This is a genomic window from Solirubrobacter pauli (genome assembly GCF_003633755.1).
GTDB classification, from domain to species: Bacteria; Actinomycetota; Thermoleophilia; order Solirubrobacterales; family Solirubrobacteraceae; genus Solirubrobacter; species Solirubrobacter pauli.
In genome coordinates this window covers 1115063-1131977 of the sequence record NZ_RBIL01000002.1, presented here as the reverse complement: position 1 = coordinate 1131977, position 16915 = coordinate 1115063, and the positions used below count along the sequence as shown (strand labels likewise).

The window sequence follows — 16915 nt, the reverse complement described above, 5'->3', positions numbered from 1 at the left end:
ACGGTTGCCGGCGGTACCTTCGGCCGTATGAGCGTGCTTGCCGAGACCGGGCTGGACCCGGCGTTCTGGTCCGACGTCGACCGTCATGTCATCCGTTACAACCCGACGTTCGTCCCGGCGATCGTCGAGCGCGCCGAGGGCAGCCTGCTCTACACGAGCGACGGCCGCGAGCTGATCGACTTCACGTCGGGCCAGATGAGCTCGATCCTCGGCCACTCGCACCCCGCGATCACGGCGACGATCCGCGAGGCCGCGGGCACGCTCGACCACCTCTTCAGCGGCATGCTCTCGCGTCCGGTCGTCGAGCTCTCGCGCCGCCTGGCCGAGTCGCTGCCGGACCCGCTCAACAAGGCGATGCTGCTCACCACCGGCGCGGAGGTCAACGAGGCCGCGCTGCGTCTGGCGAAGCTCGTCACCGGCAAGCACGAGGTCGTCGCCTTCAGCCGCTCCTGGCACGGCATGACGCTCGGCGCGGCCAACGCCACCTACAGCGCGGGCCGCAAGGGCTACGGGCCCGCGGCGCCCGGCAACTTCGCGCTGCTCACGCCGGATCCGTACCGCCCGGACCTGACCGACGCGGACGGGAACCTCGACTGGCGCCGCCAGCTCGACGTCGGGTTCCAGCTGATCGACGCGCAGTCGACCGGCGCGTTGGCCGCGTGCATCGTCGAGCCGATCCTGTCGTCCGCCGGCATCGTCGTCCCGCCCGTGGGCTACTTCCGCGCGTTGCGCGAGCACTGCGACCGCCGCGGCATGCTGCTGATCTTCGACGAGGCCCAGACCGCGCTGTACCGCACCGGCGACCGCTACGGCTTCGAGCGCGACGGCGTCGTGCCCGACATCATCACGATGTCCAAGACGCTCGGCGCGGGCCTGCCCCTGGCCGCCGTCGTCACGACGGACGAGATCGAGGCCGCCGCCTACGAGCGCAAGTTCCTCTTCTACACGACCCACGTCTCCGACCCGCTCGTCGCGTCGGTCGGCAACACCGTGCTCGACGTGCTCGAGAACGACGGCGTCGGCGCCGGCGTGGCCGCGAAGGGCGAGCTGCTCGCCAACGGCCTGCGCGAGCTGCAGGAGCGCCACGCCGTGATCGGCGACGTCCGCGGCCGTGGACTCATGCAGGGCCTGGAGATCGTGCTCGACCGCGACACCAAGGAAGCCTCGCCCGCCCTCGGCACCGCCGTGACCGACCGCTGCCTCGAGCTCGGACTGCACATGAACATCGTCAACCTGCCCGAGCTCTCCGGCACCTTCCGGATCGCCCCCGCCCTGACGACCACCGACGAGCAGCTCACCCTCGGCCTCGAGATCCTCGACCAGGCGCTCACCGACGTCGCCCCGCGCTTCGTGTAACCCGCGCCGGGTGTGCGGCCTTCTACGCATGTCCACAGCACGGCCGCCGTCGATGCTGTGGACATGACCGCCACCCGCAAGCACAACGTCGAAGGCGCCGCGGTGCACGCCGCGGCGATGCTCACCTGGCTCGGCGTCGCCGCCCTCTGGGCCGCGCGCTGCGAGCGCCACCGCCGCGCCGCCTGAGCGCGTCGCGCCCTGCCGACCGCGGCCCGTTACCATCGCCCGCCGGATGACCGTCGCCGAGCTGATCGAGCAGGCCCACCAGCACGTTCCCGACGGCCTCGACGAGCCGTACTGGCAGGCCGTCCGGGAGCTGCAGCAGCGCAACGACGAGGAGACCTACCTCGCCGCGGTCGAGCAGTGCCGCAGCGCGGACCTCGACCGGCGCGCGCTCGGCGTCGACATCCTCGGCCAGCTCGGGTTCTCGCTCAACGAGGAGGACCGGGCGTTCCGCGAGCCCACCATCGTGCTCCTGCTCGAGCTGGTCGAGCGCGAGCAGGAGCCGCATGTGCTCGCGTCGATCCTCGACGCGTTCGGCCACATCCACGACCCGCGCACGATCGGTTCGACCGTCGCCCTGGCCACACACGCCGACGAGCACGTCCGGCTCTCCGTCGTGCACGGCCTGTTCCGGCACGACGACGACCGGGCGGTCGACGCGCTCCTCGCGCTGATGGAGGACCCGGACGACGACGTCCGCGACTGGGCGACGTTCGAGCTCGGCACGATCAACGACCGCGACTCGCCGCGGATCCGCGACGCGCTCACGGCCCGCCTGCGCGACACCCACCGCGCCACGCACGACGAAGCGATCGCCGGTCTCGCCAAGCGCGGCGACCCGCGCGGCCTCGCAGTCCTCATCGAGGACTACGAGGACGGATGGGAAGGCCCGATGATCGACGAGGCCGGCGAGCTCTACGTCGAGGCCGGCCTGCTGGAGTCCTGGCCGCCGCCCGGTTACTGAGCCCGGCTAGGCCGCCTGCAGGTAGGTGTTGCAGGCGGACGGGTCGCCGGACTCGAAGCCCGTGCTCCAGGCCGCCTTGCGCTCCTCCGGCGTGCCGTGGTGGCTGGGGTTCGAAGCGTCGAAGTCGCCGACCGCGAGCGCCGCGTCGAGCGCTTCCTGCACGTCGCCGTCCTCGAGCCGGTTCTCGTCGTAGGCGCTCTTCGCCCACGTGCCGGCGTAGCAGTCGGCCTGCAGCTCGAACGCGGACGTCGGCACCTGGGAGCCGTACTGATCGAACAGCCCGAGCTCGTCCTGGATCTGATGGCCGTACTCGTGGGCGACGATGTACGCGACGGCGAAGTCGCCGGCGGTCCCGCCGTAGCCCTGCGAGCTGCCGGGCAGCGCGTGGTCGAGCTCGCCGTCGTAGATGCGCGAGGCGAACGCCTCGGAGATCGAGATCGTGTCGTCGGCCGAGCAGTAGGCCGCGATGTCGTCGCCGGACGTGCTGCTGTCCGCGCACGCGCTGGCCGCCGACTGGCCGGCCGGGATCCACTGGTAGGTCACGCGCGGCTCCGGCAGCCCGTTGTCGGCGAACACCTTCGTCCAGTACGCGTCGACGTCCTTCGTCACGGCCGTCAGGAAGTCCGTCATCGTCTCCGGCTGCGCCTCCTGGGCCGAGCCGAGCACCAGCCCGTGGGCGTCGCTCGCCGGGGCGCGCGAGGGCTCGTCGGCCCGCGCGGTGCCGAGGTAGAGGAAGGTGCCACCGGCCACGACGAGCGTCAGCATCCCTCCGATCAGGAACTTCATAGGGGTTCTCCTTGTGTCATTCGCGATTCGATGACGTTCAGTGAGGCATCCCGGCGTAAGACTCGTCGGAGAGGCGGCTAAGGATCAGCTCAGCGGGGACGGTGGCGGCATCGCCCTTCTACTGAAGGACCGTGACGTCGGCGCGGCCGTCGGTCGCCGCCACCGCCGCCGCGTGCAGCGCCTCGCGCACCGCGACCACCGCGGGCAGGTCGATCGCGGTCGTGCGCACCGCGGTGAAGATCGTCCGGCGCACCGGGCCTTCGGCGATCGGCCGCACGGCGACCTCCGGCGTGGCCGTGCCGATCAGCGCCGGCAGCAGCGTGACGGCCTGCCCGGAGGACACCAGCGCGCGCAGGATCAACGCGTCGTCGGTGCGATGGCGGATGTTGGGCGCGTACCCGCCGAGCCCGTTGCAGATCGTCTCGACCGTCGCGCTGTGCCCGGTGCCGCGGTGCCCGGCCGCCCACACCGCGTGCTCGACGTCCGCCAGCGCGATCGGCCCGCCCGCCGCCGCCAGCGGGTCGTTCGCGGGCACCGCCAGCAACGCCTCCTCGCGGATCAGGTCGCGCCGGTCGACGTCGCGGTGGCGCGGAACCGGCACCGGGTCGTAGTCGATCCCCAGCACCACGTCCACGGCGCGCGAGCGCAGGTCCTCGAGCCCCGGCAGCGTCTCCCGCTGCACCACCTCGACCGCGAGGTCGGGCGCGGTCCGCGCGAGCGTCGCCAGCGCGGCCGGCAGCAGCGCGAGCGCGGGCGTCTGCACGAAGCTCATCCGGACCGTCCCGCGCGGCTTGCCGTCCAGCGTGGCCAGCTCGGCGAGCATCGCTTCGTCGGCCGCGACCGCCGACGCCGCGTAGTCCGCCAGCCGGCGCCCGGCCGGGGTGAGCGCCACGTTGCGGCCCACCTTGCGCAGCAGCTTCACGCCCACCTCGCGCTCGAGCTCGGCCAGCTGCACCGACACCGAGGACGGGCTGTACGCGAGCGCGTCCGCGACCGCCGCGACCGTGCCCCGGCGCGAGAGCTCGAGCAGCAGCCGCAGACGCCGCAGTTCCACGGCGCGGCATTCTCGCAGCCGGGTAGACCCCTCCCGATGGCGGCGGTGCTCTTCGACCACGGCGAGGTCAAGTCGGGCATCCCCGCGGCGCTCGAGGCCGCGGGGCTCGACGTCTCCGCGGCGCGGCTGCCGGCCGGCGACTACCTGGTCTCCGACCGGCTCGTGGTCGAGCGCAAGACCGGCGCCGACCTCGCCGCGTCGATCAAGGACCGCCGCCTGTTCGAGCAGCTGGACCGCCTGCGCGAGGCCTACACGTCGGTGGTCCTGCTCGTCGAGGGCCAGCCCGTCCACATCGCCGAGCCGAGCTGGAAGGGCGCGCTCGCCCGCGTCCTCACGACCGGCGTGTCGGTGCTGCAGACCTCCAGCCGCCAGGACAGCGCCGCCTGGCTCGTGCGACTGCACCGGCTCGAGGGCAAGGGACCGTCGGAGCCGCGCGGGCGCCCGCGCACGCGCCGCCCCACCGACGACCTGCGCCAGTCCGCCGAGGACGTCCTCGGCTGCCTGCCCGGCATCTCCACCGTCACCGCCCGGCGGCTGCTCGCGCACTTCGGCTCGCTGGCGAGCGTGTTCGCCGCCGACGAGGCGCAGCTGCGTGCCGTCGCCGGCGTCGGCCCGATCCGCGCCGCCCGGCTGGCGCAGCTCTTCCACGACGAAGGCTGAAAGTCGCGGTTATCGAACCCGAGCCGGCGGGAACCCCAGTCGTGTCGCGCCGTTTGGAACCCCCTCCTCCGTGTCGGCGTGCCACCCTCCTCCTCAGTGAACGGGGCGTCCCTGGCGGGGCGCCCCGTTTGCGTTCGTGCCTGCGTCCGCTCCGAGCAGGTGCGTACCTCCTTGCCCGCCCGCCGGGCGCGCTCGATGCTGCGCCCATGGACACGCGCCCGGTCCGGCTGATGACGGTGGACGATCAGCCGCACTTCCACGCCGCCGCGCACGCGATCGTCGCCTCCACGCCCGGCTTCGAGCACGTCGGCGCGTCCGCCGACGGGCCCGCCGCGTTGCGCGACGCGGAGACGCTCGACCCGGACATGGTGATCGTCGACGTGCGCATGGACGGGATGGACGGCATGCAGGTCGCCGCGCGGCTGCGAGCGCGGGACGCGACCCGGGTGATCGTGCTCGCGACGACGGTCGAGACGGGCGAGCTCGCCGGGCTCGCCCGCTCGTGCGGTGCGGCGGCGCTGGTGCGCAAGCACTGGCTCACGCCGCGCATGCTGCGCGGGCTGTGGGTCGCGCACCGGCGCCGCTGACGACGCTCACCGCGGCGCGTGCGCCTCCACGTCCGACAGCAGCTCCTCGCTCTTGGCCTCCGTGTCGCGCGGGATCACGATCACCGGGCAGGCCGCCCGCTCGATCACGCGCCGCGAGACGCTGCCGAGCACGACCGACCGCCGCGGACCGAGCCCGCGGGAGCCCATGACCAGCAGGTCGACGTGCCCGGACGCGGCCGCGAGCGCGCGCACCGGCTCGTCGATCATCAGGTCGACGTCCGCGTCGAGGTCACCGGCCACCTCGGCGACCGCCGCACGGGTCTGGGCCTCGATGTCCAGCCGCGTGCGTGCGGCGTACTGCGACTCCGCGCCGACGGCGTGGTGCTGCTCGGCCATCAGCTGATGCGCTTCCTCCTGCATGTGCTTGGGCTCGACGACGTGGATGACCCGCAACGCCACGCGCCCGCTGCGCGCCAGCGACGCCGCCGCCCGGAGCGCGTCCTGACCCTCGGGGGTGCGCGTGTAGGCGGCGCACACGACCTGGACGCCGTTCTCCGGACGCGTGTAGCCCCGCGGCACGACCGCGACCGGACAGGCGCTGACGCGGATCACGCGCCCGGCCGTCGTGCCGAGCAGCAGGGCGCCGCGCTCCCCGCGGCTCGTCGCCCCCACGACCACGAGCTCGGGCTCGAGCTCGTCGATCGCCCGGGCCAGGCCGCGCGCGGCCGTGGAGTCCTCGAACACGCGCACCTCGACCGGAACGCCACGGCCCTCCAGCTCGGACTGCAGGTGCCTGACGGGCGCCGCGACGCCGGCCGGCAACGACGGCCCGTCGGCGGCGACGGTGCCGCCGAGCCGCACGGGCGAGCCCGTGTCGACCACGACGGCGATGATCAGCGGGGCGCCGGTGATGCGGCTCGCCGCGACGGCGAACTCCACCGGCTCCCGCGCGCCGGCTTCCGGGGAGAACGCTGCGAGCACCGGCGCGTGACGGATGTGGCCCGAAGTCTCCATGGGCCGACGCTAGGTCGGTCGTGCCATCTTCGCATCGCCTCAATCGGGTGAAGCGGAGGTCGCCCTGCTCGCTGGTAGTGTCCGGCCATGCCCATCCGCATCGTTCTGGGTGAGGACAGCCTGCTCGTCCGCGAAGGCATCTGCCGCCTGCTCGACCTCGACGACGAGATCGCCGTGGTGGCCTGCGCCGGTGACTTCGACGGGCTGCGCGAGGCGTGCGCCCGCGAGGCGCCCGACGTGGTGGTGACGGACATCCGCATGCCGCCGACGCACACGGACGAGGGCATCCGCGCCGCCGCCGCGCTGCGCGACTCGCACCCCGAGGTCGGCGTGGTGGTCCTCAGCCAGTACGCCGATCCGATCTACGCGCTGGCGCTGTTCGAGCACGGCTCCAACCGCCGCGCGTACCTGCTCAAGCAGCGGGTGCACAACCGCGCGGAGCTGACCGCGGCGATCCGCGCGGTCGCGACGGACGGCTCGATGGTGGACTCGCAGATCGTCGACGGGCTGGTCAAAGCCCGTGCCCGCGCCGAGCACTCGCCGCTGAACGACCTGACGGCGCGCGAGCGGGAGGTGCTGACCGAGATCGCCAAGGGCAAGAGCAACACCGCGATCGCGGAGACGCTCTACCTGACCAAGCGCGCCGTCGAGAAGCACATCAACGCGATCTTCCTCAAGCTCCGGCTCGCCGACGCGGAGGACGTCAGCAAGCGCGTGAAGGCCACGCTGATGCTGCTGTCGGAGGCCGAGACGAGCGCGCTCGAGACCCACTGACGCTCAGTCGAGCGGCAGCCGCCCGCTGATGCGGGTGCCGTGGCCGGGCGCGGACTCGACCACGAGGCTCCCGCCGACCGCCTCCAGCCGGTCGCGCATGTTGCGCAGGCCGATGTGCCCCGGGACGTTCCCGCCCGTCTCCGGCGGCGGCGTGAACCCGGCGCCGTCGTCGCGGATCTCGAAGCTCAGCACGGCGTCCTGGGTCACGGCGATCCACACGCCGCTCGCGCCGTGCGCGTGCTTGACCGCGTTCTGCAGCGCCTCGACACACGTGAAGTAGATGGCGGTCTCGACCTGCCGCGAGTGACGGGTCAGCCTGCGCAGCTGCACGTGGACCGGCAAGGGCGCGTCGGCCGCGACGCTGCGCAGCGCGTCCGCGAGCCCACGGTCGTTGAGCACCGCGGGGTAGACGCCGTGCGCCAGCGCGCGGATCTCGTCCAGCGTGCGCTCGACCTCGTCCCCCAGCTCGTGCACCGCGCCGATGCCGGTCTTCGGGTCCGTGGTCAGCAGCTCCTCGGCCAGCGACAGGCGGATCCGCAGCGCCATCAGCCGCTGCTGGGCGCCGTCGTGGAGGTCGCGCTCGATCCGGGCGCGCTCGTGGTCGGCCGCCTCGGCGATCCGCCGCCGCGACTGCGCGAGCTGCTGCAGCGCGCCCGCGAGCGACATCGCCACCGCGTGGTGGCGCACCGTCCCCAGCACGAGCGAGCCGACCGCGCCCAGCAGCTCCTGATCCGCCTCCAACCCGGTGTCGTGGACGAGCGCCACCGCGGGCGCGGTCTGCGCCCCGACGATCGTCACCGCCCGCCCGCTCCCCGCGGCCGGGAGCGAGCCGACGCGACCGTCGCTGTCGCGCCAGTGCACCGGCCCGTCGGCCACGAGCACCTCGAGCGACGGGTCGCGCAACGCGCTGGCCAGGCCGTCGCGCACGCGGCGGACGTCGAGCCCGGAGCTCAGGTGCCCCGCGAGGTCGGCGAGCACCTGCCCCAGCAACAGCCGGCGGCGGAGCAGCCCGGCCAGGAAGGCGGCCGAGATCGCCGGGATGCAAAGTCCCCACAGCAGGCCGAGGGTCTCCACGGTCGACGCGTCTTCGCCGCGCCGGCGTGCGACGAAGAACGCCGCCAGCAGCACCACCGACAGGCTGCTCGCGATCACGACCGGCCAGATCGTCCGCCGCTGCAGCGGCGTCGCGGCGCGCCAGCGGAGCAGGATCGACACCAGCACGCCGCTGAGCAGCAGGACGCTGAGGAGCTCGCGCGCCGGGGTGAGGAAGCGGCCCACGATCGCCGGCTCGCGGTCGACGACCATGAACGCGTTCGCCGGGCAGTCGTCCGTGCACGTCGCCCACGGCGTGGAGCTCGGGAACTCGACGACGAACAGCGCGGAGGCGAGGAACAGCAGCGTCAGGACCCCGCACAACGCGTACAGCAACGCCCGGTCCCGACCGCGGTCGAGGACCCCGCTCGGGAACGTCAGCATCAGCAGGATCAGGCCCGGGAACACCAGCCAGGCGGCGACGCGGCCGATGCTGTATGGCAGGCTCTCGTCCGACTCGGCGAGCGCGGTCAGCGACCACGCGAACCCCATCGACAGCAGCATCGCCCCGCTGCGGACGGTGTGCGGGCTGCCGAGCGCGTAGAGGCCGGCGACGATCGGCACGCCCACCACCAGCAGCTCCGTCACGCCGCGGGCGACCCGCTGATCCGCCGGCGCCGCCTGCACGACGAAGCTGACGGCCAGCGCGCACACGCACGCGCCCACCAGCGCCAGCGCGCTGGTGAGCCGCCGCGCCGCCGGGGACGGCGTGGGCCGGGATGCGGTCGAGTCGACCGCGTGCGAGGTCATCTCTCCGCCCGCCACCGTCCCACGAGCCTCTCACCCCTCACGGCTCACGACATCGCCCGCACGGGATGGTTCAGTGGTCGACGATCCCGGCGACGGGCCGCCCGCGCGCATGGCCGTTGGTCAGGCGGCCGAAGCGCTCGGCCAGGACGCCGTGCCGCAGCCCGCGGTCGCTGACGAGCAGCGCGTCGGCGCCGAGCAGCGCGAGCACGGTCCGGACGACGCACGCGCCGGCCAGGATCACCTCGGCGCGCGCGGGCTGGAGCCCGACGATCCCGCGGCGCTCCGCGGCCCAGCGCCGGCGGTAGACCTCGATCTGCCGCTCCACCTCGTGGCGGGTCAGCACCGTCCCGTGCACGACCTCCGGGTCGTATCGAGCGAGGCCGTGCCGCACCGCGGTGAGGTTGGTGATCGCGCCGCCCATCCCTACGAGGACGTCGGGGCGTCCGCGCCCGCGCAGCACCGCGAGCTCGGCCTCGATCGCCCGGTACACCGTGCCCAGCGTCTCCTCGGACACCGGCTCGTCGAGCGCGTACCGCTCCGTGAGCCGCACGGCGCCGACGTCGACGCTGAACCGGTCCTCGACCTCCCGGCCGCGGGTGAACGTGAACTGCGTGCTCCCGCCGCCGGTGTCGAACACCGCGGTCCGGTCGGCCTCCGGCGCGAGGTCGGCCACCGCGGCGAGGGAGGCGAGCCGCGCCTCCTCGTCCGCGGGCAGCACCTCGACGACCAGCCCGCAGCGGTCGTGCACGGCGGTCGTGAAGTCGGAGGCGTTGCGCGCGATCCGCAGGGCGGCGGTGCCGACGGCCGCGATCCGTGCGGCGCCGAGGCTGCGCGCCTCGGTCCCCATGGTCGCGATCACGTCGACGGTCCGCGCGATCGCGTCCGGGGCGAGCTCGTCGGCGTCCGAGAGGCCCTCGCCCAGACGCGTGATCTCGGCGCGGTCCACCACCGTGCGCCAGCGGCCCTCGGCGCCGCGCTCACCGACGTGGAACTTGACCGAGTTGGTGCCGATGTCGATCACCGCCGCCCGCGCGGTCGCGAAGCCGACCAGCGCCTTCAGCGCGCGTGGGACGGACACCACGCTGCGGCCCGCGAGGCCGAGCGCGCTCACCGCCGCGGCGACGCGCTCACGGTCCGGCGACTCGACCGCGAGCGTGTGGATGGCGCCGCCGGCGGTGCGCAGCTCGGTCGACTCGGCCATGCACCCCGCGAACGTGTAGTGCTCGCGGTTCTTGTGCACGCCGACGGCGCACAGGTCCGGCTCGCGCGCGACGAGGGCGAGGAACGCGTCCGCCGTCTCCGCGCCCGCGTGCTCGCCCGGCACGCCCAGCAACTCCAGCACGCCGCCGAGATCCGCCGCCGTGAGCGGGAACTGCGCCTTGAGCACCGGCACCCACTGCTCGAGCCCCTCGGGGTCCACGCGGAGCAGCCGCTTGGCGTCCAGCTTCCCGCCCCGGAGCTTCACCGAGGCGTCCGAGCCGCGAGCGACCACGTAGATCTCGTCGCTGTGCTCGACGCGCTCGGGCACGGTCGCCGTCAGGCGCCGTTGCGCGACGGCGAAGGCGTCGCCGAAGATCCGCCACTCCCAGCGCGCGACGACCGTCATCCCTGCTGCCCGGCGAAGTACTCGAGCGCCTTGCGCGTCTTCGTCTGCTGCTCGCCGCCGAGGTCGACGCCCCGCGCGGTCAGGCAGGCGCGCGTCTCCGCCGCGACCTGGAACGCCTCGTCGGTCCCGCAGCGGGTGGACAGCTCGAGCACCCGGCTGCCGTCCGGGAATAGCCACACCTCGGCGACGAGCCGACGACCGAGCTCCGGCGGGACGCAGCGCACCTTGAGCACGAAGATCGGTCCGAGTGGCGTGAGGTCGTCGAGCCGCACGCCGTCGGGCGCGTGGGCGGCGAAGAACTCGCGCTGCTCCTTGGAGAACAGCTTGCGGATCGGCAGGTCGCCGCTCAACGCCGACTTCACCGCGGGCGGCTTCAGCGCCTCCTTGAGCGTCGCGGAGCAGACGAAGCCTCCGGGCAGCGCGTCGACCTCGACGCGGAACCCCGACTGCCGGCGCAGCTTGGCCGGCATGTCGCCGGGGATGACGGGGCGCAGCTTGATGACCGAGTCGTCGCCCTTGCCCTGCACGCGCCGGGCGCGCGCGACGACCCCTTGGCGGTTGAGCGCGAGATCGGGCGTGTCGAAGAACACGACGAGCCGGATCTGGGCCTCGAGCGGGTCGATGCCGAGCGCGAGCAGCGTCGAGCGCTGGTCGACGAGCGGGACGGTGGCCTTGAGCTCGACGCTGTCGGCCTCGCGCACGAGCGCCAGCAGCTCGACGAGCTTCTCGCCCGTGGCGATGGGCGCCGGCCCCACGGCGGTCATGACCGCACCTCTGGATGACGGGACATCTTCACCTCTCGTTGGTCGCGAGCTGAGCCGCGGCGAGCACACCGCATCCCGGGTGGTCCGCCATCACCCGTTCGGGGTGATGCCGCCGGCGCGGCGCGTGAGGATGGTCGTGGCGTGTTGCCGGCCGCCGCGGCACCCGCTACGCACGGACCTCCGCTGACGGCGGTGTGCTTCAGCGCGGTGCTCTGCCTCGCGGTGCTGCTGCCGGTCGTGATCGGGCGGATCGCCCGCTGGCGGACGCGGCGGATGCTGGCCTGCTGTCCGCGCTGCGGCGATCTGGCCGTCCGCCGGATGCAGTCGGAGGCCGTCGACGTCCTGCACGAGCGCGTCGCTCTGCAGTGCGGGCAGTGCGACACGTGGCGCCGGGCGGTGGTCGACGACGGCTACCGCCGCAGCCGCGAGCGCCGGTTCGCCCGCGACCGGGTGCGGCTTCAGCGGCGGCTGACCGCGGCCGAGCGCCGGCGACCGACGCGACCACCATCCACAACGAGACCGGGGTGTTGACATGTGCCGCTGGAACGCCTACTTCGGCGACCCGATCGTCATCGACGAGCTGCTGTACCAGACCGACCACGGGCTGATCGACCAGAGCCTGCACGCCCGCCAGGGCGTCGAGACCACCAACGGCGACGGCTTCGGCCTCGGCTGGTACGGCGCGGCGGGCGGCGAGCCCGCCCGCTACCGGAGCGTCACGCCCGCCTGGAGCGACCAGAACCTGCGCGACCTGGCGGCGCACATCGAGTCGCCGCTGTTCCTCGCGCACATCCGGGCGACCACGGGCACGCCGGTCCAGCAGACGAACTGCCATCCGTTCAAGCACGGCCGCTGGCTGTTCGTCCACAACGGCGTCCTCAACGGGTTCCACGCGATGCGGCGCGATCTCATGCTGGCCGTCGACCCGGAGCTCTACGACGGCATCACCGGCTCCACCGACTCGGAGGTGCTCTTCTACCTCGCGCTGACGTTCGGGCTCGAGCGGGACCCGCTCGGCGCGGTCGAGCGCGCGGTCGGGTTCGTCGAGTCGACGGGTCGCGCGCACGGCGTCGAGCACGCGGTGCAGATGACGCTCGGCTTCAGCGACGGCGAGCGGCTGTGGGCGGTCCGCTACTCGAGCGAGCACCGCTCGCGGACGCTGTACGTCTCGGCCGACCGCGCCACCGTGCAGGCGCTGCACCCCGACAACGCGCGGTTCAAGCGGCTCACGGACGAGACGCGCGTGGTCGTCTCCGAGCCGCTCTCGGACCTGCCGGGCGTGTGGGTCGCGGTGCCGGAGGCGACGGCGCTCGTCATCCAGCGCGGGCAGGACGAGCAGGTCCCGTTCCGGCCGCAGGTGCCCGAGCCGGCCGCCGCCTGACCCGGGTGGCGGGGGTGCGTGGCCGCCCTCCCGGGGTGGTGTGCACGCCCTCGCGAAGTGGCGGGCGCGCTCCCTTGGCCGGGAACGGGCGTCGCTGGATGCTCAGGCCATCGTGGTCGTCGACACCGTCCCTGCGCTCGTCCTGCACCCCACTCGGCACGCGACGCCGAGTGGGCCCCCGCCACCGCTCCCCGGGCCGGGCACCGTCCCGCGGGCGCGGCTCGTGCGTCGCCTCGTCGACGCGCAGGACGCGCGGATCGCGGTCCTCGCCGCTCCCGCCGGCTACGGCAAGAGCACGCTGGTGAGCGAGTGGGCGCTGCGCGACGACCGGCCGTTCGCCTACGTCGCGCTGGCCGGGGCGCACGACGAGCGGCTCACGCGCCTGCTGGCGCGGTCGGCGCCGGCCGGTGGGCAGGTGCTGGTGGTCGACGACGCGCAGCACGCGTCCCCCGACGTGCTGCGCGGCCTGCTCGAGACCGCCGCGACGTGGCCGCGCGGACGTACGCTGGCACTCGTGTCCCGTTGGGCGCCGCCCGGCCCGATCGGCCGCTGGCGCGCCCACCGGCGCGTCGTCGAGATCGGGCCGGAGGACCTCGCGATGACCCACCTCGAGGCCGCGATGCTCGTCGCGGCCACCGGGCTGCGGCTCGAGCCGGCGCAGGTCGACCTGCTGCTCGGGCGGACGCAGGGCTGGCCGGCGGCGCTCTACCTCGCGGCGCGGACCCTGGCCCAGGCACCCGACCCGCAGCTCGCCCTCGGGGCGTTGAGCGGCGGCGAGCCCTTGCTCGCGAGCTTCCTCCGTGACGACGTGCTGGGCGCCCTGACGCCCGGCCAGCGCGCGTTCGCCCGGCGCTGCTCGGTGCTCGAAGAGCTCAGCGCCCCGGCCTGCGACGCCGTCCTGGACACGCACGGCTCCGGGCCGGCGCTCGAGGAGCTCGTGCGCCGCGGGCTGCCGCTGACCGCGTCGGACGCCTGCACGCTGCGCCTCGCGGTCCACCCCCTGCTGGCGGGGATGCTCCGCGCCGAGCGCGCCCGCGTCGAACCCGAGCTCGAGTCGACCTTGCAGCGCCGCGCCGCGCTCTGGCACGCGGCGGAAGCCCACCCTCGACCGGCGTTGACGCACGCCCTCGCCGCCGGCGACACGCCGCTCGCCGGCCGCCTGCTCTGGGCGCTCGCACGCCCGGCGGCCGCCGGCCTGCCGACCGAGCCGCTCGAACCGTGGATGCCCCGCTTCGACGCCCGCGCCGTGGCCGCGAATGCCCCGCTGGCGCTGGCCGTCGCCACACACCGCCTGTTGACGGGCCGCCGCGCCGCCGCCGAACGCGCCCTGGACGCGGCCGAACGCGCACTCGCCGCACGCACAGCACCCGCGGACGGCCGCGCCACGCACGCCGCCACCCCCAGCGGGCCCGCCGACGAACGCGCCACCGTCGGCGCCACGCCGGACGTGCGCGCCGGCGAGCGCGCCGCGCACCCCGCCGCAACGGCCGCGAACGAACGCGCCGCGCAGCTCGTCGCTCCCCCGGGCTTCGCGTGCGACGACGGCGCCGCTGCGGTCGCGCTCCTGCGCGCGTGCCTCGCCCAGCACGGGCTCGAGGACATGGCCGCGGACGCCGCCCAGGCGCGGACGCTGCTTCCGCCGTGGAGCCCGTGGCACGCGCTGGCGCTGCTGCTGGCCGGTGTCGCCGCGCATCTCGGCGGCGACGCGGACGCCGCTGCGCCCCTGCTTGAAGAGGCCGCCGACCGCGCGGACGAGCTGCCGGTCGTCGCCGCGCTCGCGCACGCGCAGCTCGCGCTCACCGCCGCCGACCGCGACGCCTGGGACGAGGCCGCCGAGTGCGCGGCGACGGCGCACGCCGCGCTCACGACCGGCGTGCCCGGCGCCGTCCGGGCGCTCGTGCTGGCCACGGGCGCGGTCGTCGCCGCGCAGCGCGGGGACATCGCGCAGGCGCGGCACGACGCCGTCGACGCGCGGCGGCTGCTCGCGGCGCGCACCGACTTCGTGCCGTGGGTGCTCGCGGAGGCCGAGATCTGGCTCGCGCGCGCCGAGATCCTGCTCAGCGACGGGCCGGCCGCGCGCGGCGGGCTCACGCGCGCCGCGCACCTGCAGCCCCGCGTGCCCGGCGACCGCACGCTGGAACGCTGGATCCACGACGGCTGGGCCCGGGCGGACGCCTTCGCGGAGACGGCCACCGGCGACGGTCCGATGCTCACCAACGCGGAGCTGCGCGTGCTGCGGCTGCTGCCGAGCCACATGTCGTTCCGCGAGATCGGCCAGCGGCTGCACGTGTCGACCAACACGGTCAAGACGCAGGCGCTCGCGGTCTACCGCAAGCTCGACGTGTCCTGCCGCTCGGACGCGGTCGCCCGTGGGCGCAGCGCCGGCCTGATCGGCGAGGCGTGAACACGCTCACGGTCTGGCGGTTCCCGCGCCCCGACGGGGCCGAGGCGGCGATCGCGCCGCTCGCCCGCACGGTCGGCGGGATCGACGACGCCGCGCTGGTCGCCTGGCCACCGGACCGGCAGACGCCGACGACGCGGGAGCTGGGCACGCTGAACGGGCCGGGCCGGCTGTGGCACGGGTTCTGGGGCATGTTCCTCGGGCTGATCTTCCTCACGCCGCTCGCCGGGCCGTCGTTCGGCGCGGCCGCGGGTGCGGTCGCCGGCAGCCTGGCCGACTTCGGCGTCGCCGACGACTTCGTCAAGCGCGTGCGCGAGAGCGTCACACCGGGCACGTCGGCGCTGTTCGTGCTCAGCGGCCGCGCGGCCGCGGTCCACGTGGCCGAAGGGCTGCACGGGCTCGCCGTCGAGGCGCTGCGCTCGGAGCTCTCGCCCGAGCAGGAGCGGCACCTACGCGACGCGCTCGCGGACCGCTGACACCGTCGCCGGGCGGCGCGCCCGCACGGGCTCCGCGTAGATCACGACGGTGTGCACGAGCCGGTCGTGCAACGCGCGGCGGCGGCGGTCGACCAGGATCATCAGGAAGCCCGCGCACAACGGGATCGCCGACAGCGGCAGGACCAGCACCCGCAGCGCCGCCCGTCGCAGCGACAGCGCCTCCAGCGAGCCCGCGTCGCGCACGGTGATCCCGAGCAGGCGATCCCCGATCGTCTGCCCGGTGCCCGACCAGAAGAACACGAAGTAGACGGCCGTCCACAGCAACGCGATCCCCGCGCCGATCGCCGCGAGGGCCGTCATCACGCCGTCCGGGATCGTCAGCAGCGAGAGGCCGAGCGCGACCACGACCCCCACGAACCACGCGACGACGTTGATCACGAGCGCGTCGATCGCGAACGCGAAGGTCCGCGTCGCCAGGCCGGCATACACCGGCGACGCGGACCCGTCGGTCACGCCACGCCCGGGGTCGACGGCGCGCCGTCGGCGGGATGGCGGCGGAACAGCCGCCAGGCCGCGCGCTCGAGCCGGTCGTCGGCGTGCCGCGTGCGCTCACGCAGCTCGTCGCCGACCTGGTCGGCGAAGCCCGCGCTCTGCTGGGCGATCGCGTCGAGCACGGCCGGGCTCTGCGCGATCTCGTCGATCAGCGTCCACAGCGCGGGGCTCGCCCGCAACCGCCCGACCACGTCCTCGGCCAGCCGCATGCTCGCCTCCTCGACGACCCGGCTCTCGACGACCCGGACCATCAGCCGCTCGGCGCCCGGCGTGGCCAGCGCGTTGGTCACCAGGCGCTCGGCGCCCGGGCTGTCGAGCGCCCGCTCGACGATCCGCTCGAGCTCGGGCCCGTCCAGCACCCGCTCCACGAGCCGGTCGGCGATCCCGCTCGCCAGCAGCCGGTCCGCGATCTGCTGCGGCACCTCGGCCTCGCCCAGCCGATCCAGCGCCCGGTCGAGCGCGGCGCGCACGACCAGGTTGTCCGCCACGCGCTCGACCACCCGGAAGCGCACGAGGTCGGCCGCGACGACGTCCACCAGCCGGCCGCCGAGCGCACGGGCCACCGCGCGCTCGGCGAGCTGGGAGTCGACGACCCGCTGCACCACCTCGTTGGCGTACGGGGACACGAGCGCCGCGTCGACGCAGACGAGCGTCAGCCGGCCGCTGCCCTCGACCACCCGGTGGCGAGCGCTCCGCTCGGCGCGCCCGGCGAGCTTCCACGCGCCGCGCGCGGGACGCGAGGCCACGTCCGCGATCCGCCAGACGATCATCGC

General features: G+C 74.5%; 18 protein-coding genes. 10 read left to right on the top strand and 8 right to left on the bottom strand.

Going from position 1 to position 16915, the window contains the following annotated elements; all coding sequences use genetic code 11:
• The first annotated feature begins 27 nt into the window (after nucleotides 1–27).
• From C8N24_RS25050 to C8N24_RS25045, 3 genes are all read left to right on the top strand, one after another.
• Entirely contained in the window at nucleotides 28–1356 is a 1329-nt protein-coding gene (locus tag C8N24_RS25050) for an aspartate aminotransferase family protein (RefSeq protein WP_211340135.1), read from the top strand.
• Between the two features lie 63 nt (nucleotides 1357–1419).
• Nucleotides 1420–1542, top strand: coding sequence for a hypothetical protein (locus tag C8N24_RS35440; RefSeq protein ID WP_281272668.1), 123 nt, complete (start codon nucleotides 1420–1422; stop codon nucleotides 1540–1542).
• 46 nt (nucleotides 1543–1588) lie between these two features.
• Nucleotides 1589–2323 (top strand): HEAT repeat domain-containing protein, encoded by a 735-nt coding sequence (locus C8N24_RS25045; protein ID WP_121255287.1) that lies wholly within the window; start codon nucleotides 1589–1591, stop codon nucleotides 2321–2323.
• Between the two features lie 6 nt (nucleotides 2324–2329).
• Here the strand turns inward: C8N24_RS25045 and C8N24_RS25040 are convergent, their stop codons facing one another.
• Nucleotides 2330–3109, bottom strand: coding sequence for a neutral zinc metallopeptidase (locus C8N24_RS25040; RefSeq protein ID WP_121255285.1), 780 nt, complete (start codon nucleotides 3107–3109; stop codon nucleotides 2330–2332).
• Nucleotides 3110–3227: 118 nt separating this feature from the next.
• A complete protein-coding gene (locus C8N24_RS25035; protein ID WP_170179397.1) occupies nucleotides 3228–4163 on the bottom strand; it encodes a LysR family transcriptional regulator in 936 nt (311 codons plus the stop codon).
• A gap of 36 nt (nucleotides 4164–4199) precedes the next feature.
• On the opposite strand from C8N24_RS25035, the gene C8N24_RS25030 reads away from it, so the two are divergent.
• Together C8N24_RS25030 and C8N24_RS25025 are read left to right on the top strand one after the other, a co-directional pair.
• A complete protein-coding gene (locus tag C8N24_RS25030) occupies nucleotides 4200–4823 on the top strand; it encodes an ERCC4 domain-containing protein (protein WP_121255281.1) in 624 nt (207 codons plus the stop codon).
• A 206-nt stretch (nucleotides 4824–5029) separates the two neighbouring features.
• Nucleotides 5030–5410 carry a response regulator transcription factor gene (locus C8N24_RS25025; RefSeq protein ID WP_121255279.1) on the top strand — a complete coding sequence of 127 codons (381 nt, stop codon included), beginning with the start codon at nucleotides 5030–5032 and terminating at the stop codon, nucleotides 5408–5410.
• A 6-nt stretch (nucleotides 5411–5416) separates the two neighbouring features.
• Here the strand turns inward: C8N24_RS25025 and C8N24_RS25020 are convergent, their stop codons facing one another.
• Nucleotides 5417–6385 carry a universal stress protein gene (locus C8N24_RS25020; RefSeq protein ID WP_121255277.1) on the bottom strand — a complete coding sequence of 323 codons (969 nt, stop codon included), beginning with the start codon at nucleotides 6383–6385 and terminating at the stop codon, nucleotides 5417–5419.
• Between the two features lie 87 nt (nucleotides 6386–6472).
• Here C8N24_RS25020 and C8N24_RS25015 point away from each other — a divergent pair, with 87 nt between their 5' ends.
• Nucleotides 6473–7159, top strand: coding sequence for a response regulator transcription factor (locus C8N24_RS25015; RefSeq protein WP_121255276.1), 687 nt, complete (start codon nucleotides 6473–6475; stop codon nucleotides 7157–7159).
• A 3-nt stretch (nucleotides 7160–7162) separates the two neighbouring features.
• Here the strand turns inward: C8N24_RS25015 and C8N24_RS25010 are convergent, their stop codons facing one another.
• From C8N24_RS25010 to C8N24_RS25000, 3 genes are read right to left on the bottom strand one after another with little or no spacing between them, the layout of a single operon-like run.
• Nucleotides 7163–9016 carry a sensor histidine kinase gene (locus C8N24_RS25010; RefSeq protein WP_147447976.1) on the bottom strand — a complete coding sequence of 618 codons (1854 nt, stop codon included), beginning with the start codon at nucleotides 9014–9016 and terminating at the stop codon, nucleotides 7163–7165.
• Between the two features lie 55 nt (nucleotides 9017–9071).
• A complete protein-coding gene (locus tag C8N24_RS25005; RefSeq protein ID WP_121255272.1) occupies nucleotides 9072–10607 on the bottom strand; it encodes a Ppx/GppA phosphatase family protein in 1536 nt (511 codons plus the stop codon).
• A complete protein-coding gene (locus tag C8N24_RS25000) occupies nucleotides 10604–11371 on the bottom strand; it encodes a CYTH domain-containing protein (protein ID WP_121255270.1) in 768 nt (255 codons plus the stop codon). The genes C8N24_RS25005 and C8N24_RS25000 overlap by 4 nt, the downstream gene beginning before the upstream one ends.
• Before the next feature lie 141 nt (nucleotides 11372–11512).
• Here C8N24_RS25000 and C8N24_RS24995 point away from each other — a divergent pair, with 141 nt between their 5' ends.
• The 4 genes from C8N24_RS24995 to C8N24_RS24980 all read left to right on the top strand — a co-directional run bounded on the left by C8N24_RS24995 (nucleotide 11513) and on the right by C8N24_RS24980 (nucleotide 15629).
• A complete protein-coding gene (locus tag C8N24_RS24995) occupies nucleotides 11513–11902 on the top strand; it encodes a hypothetical protein (RefSeq protein ID WP_147447975.1) in 390 nt (129 codons plus the stop codon).
• A 1-nt stretch (nucleotide 11903) separates the two neighbouring features.
• A complete protein-coding gene (locus tag C8N24_RS24990) occupies nucleotides 11904–12752 on the top strand; it encodes a class II glutamine amidotransferase (RefSeq protein ID WP_121255266.1) in 849 nt (282 codons plus the stop codon).
• Between the two features lie 112 nt (nucleotides 12753–12864).
• Nucleotides 12865–15156: a winged helix-turn-helix domain-containing protein gene (locus C8N24_RS24985; RefSeq protein ID WP_147447974.1), complete on the top strand. Its 2292-nt coding sequence runs from the start codon at nucleotides 12865–12867 to the stop codon at nucleotides 15154–15156.
• The gene (locus C8N24_RS24980; RefSeq protein ID WP_121255262.1) at nucleotides 15153–15629 is read left to right on the top strand and encodes a DUF1269 domain-containing protein; all 477 of its coding nucleotides are present in this window, start codon (nucleotides 15153–15155) and stop codon (nucleotides 15627–15629) included. The genes C8N24_RS24985 and C8N24_RS24980 overlap by 4 nt, the downstream gene beginning before the upstream one ends.
• Here the strand turns inward: C8N24_RS24980 and C8N24_RS24975 are convergent.
• Together C8N24_RS24975 and C8N24_RS24970 are read right to left on the bottom strand one after the other, a co-directional pair.
• On the bottom strand, nucleotides 15603–16103 hold the full coding sequence (locus C8N24_RS24975; RefSeq protein ID WP_170179396.1) for an RDD family protein: 501 nt from the start codon (nucleotides 16101–16103) through the stop codon (nucleotides 15603–15605). The genes C8N24_RS24980 and C8N24_RS24975 overlap by 27 nt on opposite strands.
• A complete protein-coding gene (locus C8N24_RS24970; RefSeq protein ID WP_121255258.1) occupies nucleotides 16100–16912 on the bottom strand; it encodes a hypothetical protein in 813 nt (270 codons plus the stop codon). The genes C8N24_RS24975 and C8N24_RS24970 overlap by 4 nt, the downstream gene beginning before the upstream one ends.
• Nucleotides 16913–16915: the final 3 nt, after the last annotated feature.

What these genes read in the sequence shown, in the direction of transcription:
- C8N24_RS25050 (WP_211340135.1), top strand. Translation starts at nt 28, where the DNA reads ATGAGCGTGCTTGCCGAGACCGGGCTGGACCCGGCGTTCTGGTCCGAC.
- C8N24_RS35440 (WP_281272668.1), top strand. Translation starts at nt 1,420, where the DNA reads ATGACCGCCACCCGCAAGCACAACGTCGAAGGCGCCGCGGTGCACGCC.
- C8N24_RS25045 (WP_121255287.1), top strand. Translation starts at nt 1,589, where the DNA reads ATGACCGTCGCCGAGCTGATCGAGCAGGCCCACCAGCACGTTCCCGAC.
- C8N24_RS25040 (WP_121255285.1), bottom strand. Translation starts at nt 3,109, where the DNA reads ATGAAGTTCCTGATCGGAGGGATGCTGACGCTCGTCGTGGCCGGTGGC.
- C8N24_RS25030 (WP_121255281.1), top strand. Translation starts at nt 4,200, where the DNA reads ATGGCGGCGGTGCTCTTCGACCACGGCGAGGTCAAGTCGGGCATCCCC.
- C8N24_RS25025 (WP_121255279.1), top strand. Translation starts at nt 5,030, where the DNA reads ATGGACACGCGCCCGGTCCGGCTGATGACGGTGGACGATCAGCCGCAC.
- C8N24_RS25020 (WP_121255277.1), bottom strand. Translation starts at nt 6,385, where the DNA reads ATGGAGACTTCGGGCCACATCCGTCACGCGCCGGTGCTCGCAGCGTTC.
- C8N24_RS25015 (WP_121255276.1), top strand. Translation starts at nt 6,473, where the DNA reads ATGCCCATCCGCATCGTTCTGGGTGAGGACAGCCTGCTCGTCCGCGAA.
- C8N24_RS25005 (WP_121255272.1), bottom strand. Translation starts at nt 10,607, where the DNA reads ATGACGGTCGTCGCGCGCTGGGAGTGGCGGATCTTCGGCGACGCCTTC.
- C8N24_RS25000 (WP_121255270.1), bottom strand. Translation starts at nt 11,371, where the DNA reads ATGACCGCCGTGGGGCCGGCGCCCATCGCCACGGGCGAGAAGCTCGTC.
- C8N24_RS24990 (WP_121255266.1), top strand. Translation starts at nt 11,904, where the DNA reads ATGTGCCGCTGGAACGCCTACTTCGGCGACCCGATCGTCATCGACGAG.
- C8N24_RS24970 (WP_121255258.1), bottom strand. Translation starts at nt 16,912, where the DNA reads ATGATCGTCTGGCGGATCGCGGACGTGGCCTCGCGTCCCGCGCGCGGC.